This is a genomic window from SAR202 cluster bacterium (assembly GCA_009392515.1).
Classification (GTDB): Bacteria; Chloroflexota; Dehalococcoidia; order Lucifugimonadales; family UBA6952; genus UBA6952.
Map to the genome: position 1 here is coordinate 24,847 of VFGE01000016.1, position 11,219 is coordinate 36,065.

Genomic DNA, 11,219 nt, shown 5'->3' on the forward strand with positions numbered 1-11,219 from the left:
ACAAGCAACTTAATTTAATCCATTTAGAAGATTATAATGGTGAATGAATTACAAAAAATACCTAGTGTAGACGCTGTACTAAGAGACCCTTTAGTAGAAGAGCTCTGTAACATCTTTTCTCGCTCATATGTCACTAACACAATTCGTACTGTTTTAACAAATTTTAGAACAAATATGAAAAATGGTACTAAAGCTCCTGATATATCTGAAATAATTTCAGATATACAAATTTACATTGGAAATAAGTTAAATACTTTTCCCAAAACCATAATCAACGGAACAGGAATAATTTTACATACAAATTTTGGACGAGCGTTATTAAGTAAGGAGTCAACTGAGGTAATAAAAGATATAGCTATTAACTATAGTAATCTAGAATTCGATCTTGTTTCTGGAGAAAGATTTTCACGACATAAACATGTTGAACATTTAATAAATTATCTAACAAACTCAGAAGCTTCAAATGTAGTGAATAATAATGCTGCAGCATTAATACTTACACTCACTAGTATTTGTGAAAATAAAGAAGTAATTATTTCTAAAGGTGAACAAGTAGAAATAGGTGGAGGATTTAGAATTCCAGATATTGTAAATCAAAGTAGAGTCCATATAACTGAAGTTGGAACAACAAACAGGACGTACTTATCAGACTATGAAAATGCTATCAACAAAAATACTGCAGCAATACTAAAAGTTCATCCAAGTAACTTCAAAACGATAGGTTTTACGAAAAGCCCCGATTTAGATGAATTAGTAGTGTTAGCAAATAAATACAATATCAAGTTAATTAATGATTTAGGTTCAGGATGCCTAATTAATACTGAAAATTATGGAATTGAACACGAACCAACCGTACAAGAAAGCGTTTTATCAGGATGCCATATAACTTTATTTTCAGGAGATAAATTAGTAGGAGGTCCTCAATCAGGCATCATAATTGGGGAAAAAGAATTAATTAATAAGACAATTAGACATCCACTTGCAAGAAGTTTCAGATTAGATAAATTCAATTTGGCAGGTTTACATCGTACACTTGAACATTATGTCAGAGGGGAAGTCGATAGAAAAATTCCAGTATGGCAAATGATAAAAATGAACAAAAAAGCAATATTAACAAAAGCTGAAAAATTACAAAAGCTAATCAAGTACAAAACAACGATTGAAAAAAGTGTATCGCAAATTGGCGGTGGTAGCTTACCTGGGCAAGAATTAGAAACTTTTGTAATAGGAATTGATGAAAAGCATATGCCTTTAGGTCAAGAAAATTTTAGGAAAATATTAAGAGAAAGTACCCCTTCCATTATCGGCAGAAGCGAAAATTCGAAATTATTATTTGACCTAAGGACAATACATTCAAATCAAATCAAAACTTTAGCAAGTATAATTAACAATATTAATACATAATTGTATTCACATTATTGCATTTTTCATACAATTATACGATAAATACTACATTAAACCTGTTAGAAAATTACATGAGTCGTTCATTGCTTTTTGACTTTTATCCAAGACTCCAACCTGTGAAAAAAAGCCATGCATTACTCCAGTAAATTCAATAAGTGATGAGCAAACATTTGCTTCTAATAACCGATTGTGGTACTCAACACCTTCATCATACAAAGGGTCGTGATCGGCAACAATAATCATTGTTTTTGGTAAATCTGTAAAATCGGGATATTTCATTGGACAAACATATGGATCATTTAAATCTGCAGGGCTATTTGTATATTGCTCCCAAAACCATTTCATAACAGGAGCCGTAAGAACATAACCTGAGTCGTTCGCAATATACGATTTTCGAGTAAAATTAGAATCCAAACAAGGATAAATCAATAATTGAGATTGTAATTTAAACACTGCTTCATCATGAGTCTTTAGAGAAACAGCTGCAGCCAGGTTTCCTCCAGCGCTATCTCCTCCTACCGAAATCCTTTTTGGGTCTATGTCCAACTGATCTGCATTTTCATACACCCATTTGGTTACACCGTAGCAATCATTAAATGGTCCAGGATATTTCGTTTCTGGCGCAAGTCGATAATCTACTGATAAAACAGCAAATCCAGACCCTAAAGCTAAATGGCGAGCAGTTCCATCTGAGCCATCAACACTACCTATTACCCATCCCCCTCCATGAAACCAAACTATTATTGGTAGCGTTTTATTTAATTCCGGCTTGTACAATCTACAAGGAACACTTACATCATCCAAGATAATATTCATATCTTTTACAAAAGGTAATTCAGGACCGGGTAAACGAGGTCGAGATGCATAATTTTCCCGCGCTTCAGATGGCGTAACAGTATTAGCTGGGGGTAAGTTTAGAGCCTTTATTTGTTCTAACAATTGTTGTGATTGTTCATCTAATGCCATTAAACTACCTTTCTTTTCAAACTTGTACCAAATTAGGTCTTATTTTCCAATATTCTGTTCTATCCTCAAACGCTTTGGCCAATTGCAACACACTTGCTTCCTGTCTATATCGACCCACTATTTGTATCCCTACAGGAAGGCCATCTTCAGTAAAACCACAAGGAACAGAGATAGCTGGATGGCCAGTAGCGGTAATGTAATAACACGATTTCATCCAATCTATATAATTTCCCATTTTGTGACCATTAATTTCTTTTACATATTCTTCTGTTACAGGAAAAGGAGGTACTTGGCTTACAGGGAAAATCATAAATTCATAAGTTTCCATAAATGATCGAATTGTCTCAAATAGTTCTGCTTGTTTAACTTCAGCTCGACCTAAATCCAAGGCGGAAAGCCTTAAACCTTCTTCAGTATTCCATATTACGGTATCTTTTAATTGATCTCTATGAGTCGTTAATTTCTCAAAATGAGATGTTGCCATACCATATGCTCGTTTAGTTTCAAAAACCTCTCTTGCTAAAGAAAAATCTGGACAGATTTCATCTATTTCAAATCCTAATTCTTCAAAAACAGCTTTATGTGATTCAATAACTGTTTTTGTTCGCCCATCTACAGGAAGCCCATCAAAATCGACACTCCATGATATTTTGATATTTTTAAAGGATCTCTCAGTTAAAGATTTACTAAAATCTATCTTATCGCTTAATGAAACAGGTGCTCTCAAATCAGGGCCTGAGATAACTGTTAACATTAATGCTAAATCTTCAATATTTCTAGCCATGGGACCTTGTACAGATAAAGAAGACCAAGGCTGATCTGAAGGCCACGTTGGAACCCTTCCTACTGAAGTTCTAAAGCCTATCACATTACAAAAATTAGCTGGATTTCTCAACGAACCGCCTAGATCACCACCATCAGCAATCGGTGTCATACCACACGCCAAAGCTACTGCAGATCCGCCACTACTTCCACCACAAGTTTTCGTTAAATCGTAAGGGTTCAATGTAGCCCCAAAAACTTGATTAAATGTTTGAGAACCTGCTCCAAATTCTGGCGTATTCGTTTTCCCTAATGTTACTGCCCCAGCTTCTTTTAATCGTTGAACTATCAAACCATCTATCTCAGGTATATTATCTTTGTATAAAGGTGATCCATATGTAGTCCGCAAATCTTTAGTTGGGACCAAATCTTTATGTAACACAGGTATGCCAAACAACAATGGCAATTCATGATTCTGAGGTTTTGCGTCTAGTTTATTAGCTGTAGCCAAAGCTCTATCAAAATCTGTAGTAACTACTGCATTTACTTGAGGATTATATTTTTCAATTTGTTTTATATGACACTCGACTATTTCTTTAACAGAAACTTTTCTGGATTTGATTTTCTCAGAAAGCTCAGAGATTTTAATCCAACATAATTCTTGACTATCCATATGACACCACCACTAATTACTAATTGCTGAATCAACAATTTCCAAAGCTTTAGATATATCAGATTCTTCAATACCATAATGTGTTACCAATCTAACTCTATTAGTATCAGCATGTGATACTAATAAACCTTTATCCTTAAGATCAGAAATAAATTTAGTGATAGGTTTCGCCAAAACCTCAACAATTACAATATTTGTCTTAATCATAGTAGGCTCTACTTGCAATCCATCGATTTCCGCTATACCTTGTGCAAGGGTTTTTGCATTTTTATGATCTTCACTCATCCGATCAACCATAGTATCTAATGCGACAACGCCAGCTGCTGCAAATATTCCAGCTTGACGCATTCCCCCTCCCAGCATTTTTCTATTTCTTCGTACTTCAAGAATTGTTTCTTCGCTACCGCAAACTATAGAACCAATCGGACAACTAAGACCTTTTGACAGACAAAAAGTAATTGTGTCTGCATTTTCAACTAACTTATCTGGGGTAACTCCTAAAGCTAGCGCAGCATTAAAAATTCTAGCTCCATCAATATGAACTTTCATATCTCTTGAGCGGGCTAATTGTGATATTTCTTTCATATGATCAAGCCCTATTACTGCTCCACTACACCTATTGTGTGTATTTTCTATTACAACCATTTTAGTTCTAGGTACATGAATATCATCTCCCCTTATAACTAATTCTAATTCATTTAAATCAAAGGTACCGTCATCTTTATTTTCAATAGGTCTTATTTGTATGCCTCCAGTAACTGCTAAATTTGCAACTTCGTAAAGTAAGAGGTGAGATTTATTTCCTACTATAACTTCATCTCCTCTTTGGCATTGAGCTAAACTTGCAACTAAATTACCCATGGTGCCACTAGCAACTAATACTGCGGACTCCATTCCAAATATTTGTGCAGCTTTAGCCTCCAAAGCGTTTACAGTGGGATCTTCTCCATAAACATCGTCACCTAATTCAGCTCGATATATTGCTTCACGCATTTCATCGGTGGGCAAACTAACAGTATCACTTCGTAAATCAATGATCTTATTCATATCCAAATCACTCCTAAAAACCTATGTTATCAATTGGTATGTATTATAGAAAAAAACAAAATAATATAAAATTACTTTTGAACCTGACAAATATTGAAAGAACAAAATAATGCAAAAAAGTATTGAATTTCTATCGGAGAATTTAACATTAGAAGGTGTTATTTCAATACCAGAATCTAAAGATAATATCCCTTGCGTTATACTATGTCACCCCCACCCTTTATATGGTGGAGATATGTACAACAATATTGTTATAGATATCGCACAAAATTTATACCAACTAGGGATTGGTTCTTTGTTATTCAATTTTCGTGGTGTGGGAAATAGTGAAGGCACTTTTGATAATGGCAAGGGAGAAGTTACTGATATTATTTCTGCGTATAAATATATAGCCACCCTACCTACTATTAACCAAGCTAAAATAGGTATCGCTGGATATTCTTTTGGAGCTTCAACTACTTTTAATTTATTTCTTCAAATTCAAACAAACAATATAGATATTAATATTGAATCTTTTGCGTTTATAGCATGCCCTTCCAATAATCTACAAAGTCTTCTTTTATCGAATACTAATTCAAATATAAACTTTGCAGATCAAATACTATCTATAAAAAAGCTTTTCGTTTACGGGGATTTAGATGAATTAATTGAACAAGACCTTTATAACACTATGCTTAGAGATTTTTGCAAACCCTCTGAAATTATAAAAATAGACCATACCGATCATTTTTTTTCCAATGAAATCCCTCAGCTATCAAATAAAATTGGTGATTTCTTTAACAGTACCTTAAAATAAATAAAATATTAATAAAATGATACAGGAAATACTTTGGAACAAAATAAATCTTGGTTGCTAGACATTTATATGGTAGGTGTAATGATATTTGTCCTGGCAATCGATCAATTTACCAAATGGATAGTTAAAGAAAATTTATATATCGGACAGTCTATTCCTGAAGAGGGATTTTTTCGATTTACACACACACTCAATACCGGAAGTGCTTTCGGTTTATTTCGAGGGCAAACTACTTTTTTACTAATTGCTTCAATAGTGGCAATAGTTATCTTACTACTATATTTCAAGAATTCTGATCTACCTCCATTAATTTTGCGTACCTGTCTTGGCATGCAAATTGGAGGGGCATTAGGTAATCTATTAGAGAGAATTACTATAGGACATGTTACAGATTTTATTGACGTTGGACCATGGTATATTTTCAACATTGCCGATAGTGCAATAGTAATCAGTATCTTTATCATCATTTGGGCATATATAAAAAATCCCACAGTAGAATCTAATGAAGGTAATGATGAAACAGCAAACGATAAAAACTGAATATAAATACACAAAGATATCACCAACAAGAGTCGATTTATTTGTTGCAAAACAATTTCCATATTTGTCTCGCAATAAAATCCAAAGAATGATTACAAATAAACAAATCTTAGTAAATAATTTGCCGATTAATCCATCATTTTCAGTTCCAGACTCTTTTAATCTTTTAATAAATTTTGAAAATCAAAAAGAATTTGTTTTAGAGCCTGAAGATCTTAAAATACCCATTGTATATGAAAATGAACACATAATTGTTGTGAATAAACCTGCAGGAATGGTAGTACACCCAGGTGCTGGAAATTTTCATGGCACGTTAGTAAATGGACTCATCAAACTCTATCCAGAATTGGCAAACATTGGTGATAAATATAGACCCGGTGTAGTTCATAGATTGGATAAAGACACATCAGGGGTAATACTTATAGCCAAAACAACACTTGCCCATAGTGATTTATCATCACAATTAAAAAATAGAAAAGCAAAAAAATCTTATTATGCTTTAGTCAAAGGTACTCCCAAAGAGGATAAGTCAAGAATTGAAGGACCAATATCAAGAAATCAAAAAAATAGAAAAAAAATGTCTATTAATTCTTATGGTAAAGAAGCTTTTACATATTACGAGACAATTAATAAATTCCAAAATTACACACTAATTTGCGCCCAACCTGAAACAGGACGAACTCATCAAATTCGAGTACATATGGCCGCAATAGGGCATCCTATAGCTGGCGATAAGCTTTATGGTGGCAGAGTAGATTTTCTAAAACGACAATTTTTGCATGCTTATTCAATAACAATTAAAATACCAGAATCAAATAATATTGAAACATTTACTGCAGAGTTACCCAACGATCTAACATATACCTTAGAAAACTTAGTATAATATTCTAAAAAATACACAAATATAGGCTCTAATATCTATGACAATAAATAAACCAAGATCACGATTTGCTCCAAGCCCAACAGGTGAACCACATGTAGGTAATATGAGAACAGCTATTTTCACATGGTTGTTTTGTCGCCACTATGGAGGTGAATTCATATTACGAATTGAAGATACAGATCAAGCTCGAAAACAAGATGGAGCTCTGGAATCAATAATTACTGGATTGAAATGGCTAGGGTTAGATTGGGATGAAGGCCCGGAAATAGGCGGTTCCCATGGCCCCTACATGCAGTCAGAAAGATTAGAATTGTATCAAAATGCAGCCAATCTACTGATTAATAATGACTGGGCATACAAATGTTATTGTACGCCAGAAGAATTAACTCAAATGAGACTAAATCAACAAAAACAAAAACTTCCACCTCAATATGACCGTCGTTGTAGAAATGCAAATAATTCAGATAAAGAAGCTAAAAACTTACCCTACGTAATTAGATTTAAAATACCTGAAAATATAAATACAATCGTAGTGGATGATTTAATCCGAGGAAAGGTTGAGTTTCAAAACACTCTGTTAGATGATTTTGTATTATTAAAATCGGATGGCTATCCAACTTATCACCTAGCAAATGTTGTGGATGACCACGAAATGGAAATATCACATGTATTAAGAGCCGAAGAATGGCTTTCTAGTACTCCTAAACACCTTCTTCTATATAATGCTTTTGGCTATACGCCTCCAGCTTTTGCACATCTACCAATGATATTAGGTAGCGATAAATCAAAACTTTCAAAACGCCACGGGGCTACCTCTATACTTGAGTACCAGACTAATGGGTATCTTCCTGAGGCTATGCTAAATTTTTTAGTTTTATTGGGTTGGTCACTTGATGATAAAACTGAAATTTTTTCTATCGAAAATCTAATCGATGTATTTACTATAGATCGAATCGGAAAATCTCCATCTATATTCAATACAGAAAAGCTCAATTGGATGAATAGTCAGTATATAAAAACTTCTAGTGATAATTATATTACTGCATCTATAGCTAATGAATTAGATGTTTATTGTAAATCTAATAAAATTAAACTAGAAACACCAATCACTCAAGATAGTGTAAAAACGGTGTTAGAAATCTTAAAAGAACGAATTAAAACAATTAACCCAGAGGAAATTTGGCCAGTATGCAACTTCTTCTTTGAAACTCCAGAACCAAATGAACAACAGCGGCTACTATTAAAATCAAAAGCATCCTTACCGCTAGAAATATATAAAGAAGCAATTACTATAATCAATAATATCGATGATTTTACAGAACATAAAATAGAAACCTCATTACGCGATTTATTAGAAAAACATCAATGTAAACCTCGGGACTTATTCGGTACAATAAGAATAGCTATAACTGGTAAAGAAGTATCCCCACCATTATTTATTACTTTTGAATTATTAGGAAAAAAAAGATCTATTGAAAGAATGCAAAACTTTATGGAATATTTAAGCGTTGCAACATAATCAAGCATACAATATAATATTCCCGAGGCCTAACATGCCTTTAATACATATATTTAGTTTTTTTCACAATTCCGTGGGAGGAAATCTAGAATGACTTATATCATTGCCGAACCTTGTGTTGATCTAAAGGACCAATCATGTATTGACGTCTGTCCTGTTGATTGTATTTATGGTGTAGACGAAGGAGATGATCGACAGTTGTACATAAATCCAGACGAGTGTATAGACTGTGCTGCTTGTGAGCCGGTATGTCCTGTAAATGCTATTTTTGCAGAAGAAGATGTACCAACCAAATGGGAAGGTTGGATCAAAGTAAATTACGATTATTTCGATGATGCTGATTCAGCTCGTCAACAAGTAAATGATCTTAAACCAGCCTAATAACTAAACAATTCATTGAATATACCAGAAGAAATTAAATTACTTCCTGATGGAATTCACATATTATGGAACGACGGGGTTTGGTGTTCGTACGAATATCGAACGGTTAGGTTTCAATGTGGATGCGCCCACTGTGTAAACGAAATGACTGGTGTCAGAGTGATTTCTCTATCTGAAATTAGTTCTGATATTCAGGCTATAGATTACATGTATATTGGCAAATATGCAGTCCAGTTCTTATGGACGGATCTACACACAACAGGTATTTATCCTTTTGAAACTCTTCGCAAGTTATGTGAAACTCAAAATCAATAAGTTATATAAAGTATTTATCATTTTTATAGATTATTAATTGATCTTTGACTAAGGATTCCAAAATCAATTTTATTCTGTTACTAGAAATTTTATTTTCATTTTTTTCATTTAATAAAATATTTATCTCATCTATAGAAACTTTACCTTTTTGATTAATGTATCTAATTAAAACACCACGATAATATCTATTTGATAATACAAAGGATTCTTTCTTAGCGTTTCTGCTTACTTTTCTTAACCTCAATTCACTAGAACCATAATCCATTAAAGCATAGTTCCATTCTCTAGGATTGTTCCTATCTAACACTAAATCTGCAATTCTATATATTTGTTTATCAGGTATGTTTTCGATATCAGGAAAGAAAAAATGTTTAAGAACTTTTCTAATGTTGGTTTCTACAAATGCTATCGGATAGTTATAGATGAAACATTTGAGTGCTGCAGAAGTATATTCTCCAACACCTGGTAACGTTTTTAGTATATCTATATCATTTGGGAAAACACCTCCATATTTTACTTGAATAATTTCAGCTATTTTCCTCAAATTTAAAGCCCTTTTCCAATAACCTAATCCATTCCATAATTCAAATAATTTCTTATTATCAGCACCAGCCAAACTCGAAAAATTCGGATATGTATTTAAAAATTTATCGTAAAAATTTAACACTCTTGAAACCTGTGTCTGTTGCAACATTATTTCAGAAACTAAAATAGAATAAGGATCAAAGGTTTTACGCCAAGGTAAATCTCGACGATTAAACAAATACCACGAATTTATTATATTTTTAAATTCTTCTACTTCCACAAATAAACCTTCATTTATTAATAAAATACTGCTTCTGAAGCGCCTCCATCAATTGCTATATTTTGCCCCACTATTGAAGCTGCTCTATCTGAAGAAAGAAAAGCAGTTAAATCAGCAATTTCATCTGATCTTATAAACCTACCCATAGGAATACCTTGAAGTTCTTGTGCTTCCACTTCTTCTAAAGACTTATTTTCTAAATTGGCTGTTGTTTTCATTCTTTCTATACGTCTTGGAGTATTGGTAATACCAGGCAAGATAACATTTACACAAATTCCGTCTCCTACAACTTGATTTGCTAACTGTTTTCCAAAATTAGCTAACGCTGCACAAACAGGTCCATTATCCATAGCATAAGGTCTATAACCTCGAGATCCCATACCAGCAATTAGTATTACTCTACCCCATTGCCTTGATTGCATATCAGGAATAGCCTTTCTTGCGCAGTGAAAACTACTCATAAATTTTACATCCATGTGATCTGACCAATCTTTTTCCTCCAGCGAGAAAAAAGTACCACCACCAGGTTGATTTGCAGAACACACAAGAATATCGACACCTCCTAAATTTTCAATAGCAAAATCCATAATTTTATCACACTCAGATTTTAGTTTTAAATCTCCAGTAATACCTATTACTTTTCCATTAGTTTGAGATCGTATATAAGATACTGTATTATCTAAATTCTCTTGACCTCGAGCGCAAATTAAAACATCTACGCCTTCCTTAGATAAAGTCAAAGCTATTTCTCTTCCTATACCTTTACTACCTCCAGTAATAACCGCGCGTTTTCCTGAAATGTTTAAGTCCATTTGCATATTCCTCTCATATAATGAATAATCAGATCGATAAACATACATATGTTAAATAATTTTGTTAAAAAAATCTGCTTAATTATTCTAGCAGTACAGGTGTACTCCTAATGGGCATGAACTGCAATTTAAAAAAACGTTTCTTTTCAGAGGACGAAGCAAAAAATGCAGCCTTAGAATATGGCCGTATTTTCTTTTCTAAGGAAACTTTAGGTTATTACAAATGTAATATTCATCGGTGCTGGCATTTAGGTCATGTTCAAAAAGACGTGCCATACCATATTCGAATCCAAAGATTAATAGATACTATTGATAC

General features: G+C 33.3%; 13 protein-coding genes. 8 read left to right on the plus strand and 5 right to left on the minus strand.

The window, feature by feature from the left end; all coding sequences use genetic code 11:
* Window positions 1-36: 36 nt before the first annotated feature.
* Window positions 37-1,404: an L-seryl-tRNA(Sec) selenium transferase gene (locus FI695_01070; GenBank protein MQG50555.1), complete on the plus strand. Its 1,368-nt coding sequence runs from the start codon at window positions 37-39 to the stop codon at window positions 1,402-1,404.
* Between the two features lie 45 nt (window positions 1,405-1,449).
* Here the strand turns inward: FI695_01070 and FI695_01075 are convergent, their stop codons facing one another.
* Genes FI695_01075 through ltaE form a run of 3 tightly spaced genes read right to left on the minus strand, consistent with a single transcriptional unit; the run spans window position 1,450 to window position 4,852 of the window.
* A complete protein-coding gene (locus tag FI695_01075; protein ID MQG50556.1) occupies window positions 1,450-2,370 on the minus strand; it encodes an alpha/beta hydrolase in 921 nt (306 codons plus the stop codon).
* A gap of 16 nt (window positions 2,371-2,386) precedes the next feature.
* Window positions 2,387-3,805: an amidase gene (locus FI695_01080; GenBank protein ID MQG50557.1), complete on the minus strand. Its 1,419-nt coding sequence runs from the start codon at window positions 3,803-3,805 to the stop codon at window positions 2,387-2,389.
* 12 nt (window positions 3,806-3,817) lie between these two features.
* Window positions 3,818-4,852, minus strand: a complete 1,035-nt coding sequence (ltaE, locus tag FI695_01085; GenBank protein ID MQG50558.1) for a low-specificity L-threonine aldolase — start codon at window positions 4,850-4,852, stop codon at window positions 3,818-3,820.
* A gap of 109 nt (window positions 4,853-4,961) precedes the next feature.
* On the opposite strand from ltaE, the gene FI695_01090 reads away from it, so the two are divergent.
* The 6 genes from FI695_01090 to FI695_01115 all read left to right on the plus strand — a co-directional run bounded on the left by FI695_01090 (window position 4,962) and on the right by FI695_01115 (window position 9,286).
* Entirely contained in the window at window positions 4,962-5,648 is a 687-nt protein-coding gene (locus tag FI695_01090; GenBank protein MQG50559.1) for a hypothetical protein, read from the plus strand.
* A gap of 33 nt (window positions 5,649-5,681) precedes the next feature.
* Window positions 5,682-6,188, plus strand: coding sequence for a signal peptidase II (lspA, locus tag FI695_01095; protein ID MQG50560.1), 507 nt, complete (start codon window positions 5,682-5,684; stop codon window positions 6,186-6,188).
* Entirely contained in the window at window positions 6,151-7,071 is a 921-nt protein-coding gene (locus tag FI695_01100) for an RluA family pseudouridine synthase (GenBank protein MQG50561.1), read from the plus strand. The genes lspA and FI695_01100 overlap by 38 nt, the downstream gene beginning before the upstream one ends.
* Before the next feature lie 37 nt (window positions 7,072-7,108).
* On the plus strand, window positions 7,109-8,590 hold the full coding sequence (locus FI695_01105; GenBank protein ID MQG50562.1) for a glutamate--tRNA ligase: 1,482 nt from the start codon (window positions 7,109-7,111) through the stop codon (window positions 8,588-8,590).
* Between the two features lie 90 nt (window positions 8,591-8,680).
* Window positions 8,681-8,971: a ferredoxin family protein gene (locus tag FI695_01110; protein ID MQG50563.1), complete on the plus strand. Its 291-nt coding sequence runs from the start codon at window positions 8,681-8,683 to the stop codon at window positions 8,969-8,971.
* 15 nt (window positions 8,972-8,986) lie between these two features.
* Window positions 8,987-9,286: a DUF971 domain-containing protein gene (locus FI695_01115; GenBank protein MQG50564.1), complete on the plus strand. Its 300-nt coding sequence runs from the start codon at window positions 8,987-8,989 to the stop codon at window positions 9,284-9,286.
* Window position 9,287: 1 nt separating this feature from the next.
* Here the strand turns inward: FI695_01115 and FI695_01120 are convergent, their stop codons facing one another.
* Both FI695_01120 and FI695_01125 read right to left on the minus strand, forming a co-directional pair.
* Window positions 9,288-10,091: an A/G-specific adenine glycosylase gene (locus FI695_01120; GenBank protein MQG50565.1), complete on the minus strand. Its 804-nt coding sequence runs from the start codon at window positions 10,089-10,091 to the stop codon at window positions 9,288-9,290.
* Between the two features lie 17 nt (window positions 10,092-10,108).
* The gene (locus tag FI695_01125) at window positions 10,109-10,951 is read right to left on the minus strand and encodes an SDR family oxidoreductase (protein ID MQG50566.1); all 843 of its coding nucleotides are present in this window, start codon (window positions 10,949-10,951) and stop codon (window positions 10,109-10,111) included.
* Between the two features lie 68 nt (window positions 10,952-11,019).
* Between FI695_01125 and FI695_01130 the strand changes: the two genes are divergently transcribed.
* The coding region (locus FI695_01130; protein ID MQG50567.1) for a hypothetical protein at window positions 11,020-11,219 on the plus strand (200 nt) is incomplete at its 3' end.

What these genes read in the sequence shown, in the direction of transcription:
- FI695_01080 (MQG50557.1), bottom strand. Translation starts at nt 3,805, where the DNA reads ATGGATAGTCAAGAATTATGTTGGATTAAAATCTCTGAGCTTTCTGAG.
- FI695_01090 (MQG50559.1), top strand. Translation starts at nt 4,962, where the DNA reads ATGCAAAAAAGTATTGAATTTCTATCGGAGAATTTAACATTAGAAGGT.
- ltaE (MQG50558.1), bottom strand. Translation starts at nt 4,852, where the DNA reads ATGAATAAGATCATTGATTTACGAAGTGATACTGTTAGTTTGCCCACC.
- FI695_01125 (MQG50566.1), bottom strand. Translation starts at nt 10,951, where the DNA reads ATGTATGTTTATCGATCTGATTATTCATTATATGAGAGGAATATGCAA.
- FI695_01100 (MQG50561.1), top strand. Translation starts at nt 6,151, where the DNA reads ATGAAGGTAATGATGAAACAGCAAACGATAAAAACTGAATATAAATAC.
- FI695_01110 (MQG50563.1), top strand. Translation starts at nt 8,681, where the DNA reads ATGACTTATATCATTGCCGAACCTTGTGTTGATCTAAAGGACCAATCA.
- FI695_01105 (MQG50562.1), top strand. Translation starts at nt 7,109, where the DNA reads ATGACAATAAATAAACCAAGATCACGATTTGCTCCAAGCCCAACAGGT.
- FI695_01070 (MQG50555.1), top strand. Translation starts at nt 37, where the DNA reads ATGGTGAATGAATTACAAAAAATACCTAGTGTAGACGCTGTACTAAGA.
- FI695_01075 (MQG50556.1), bottom strand. Translation starts at nt 2,370, where the DNA reads ATGGCATTAGATGAACAATCACAACAATTGTTAGAACAAATAAAGGCT.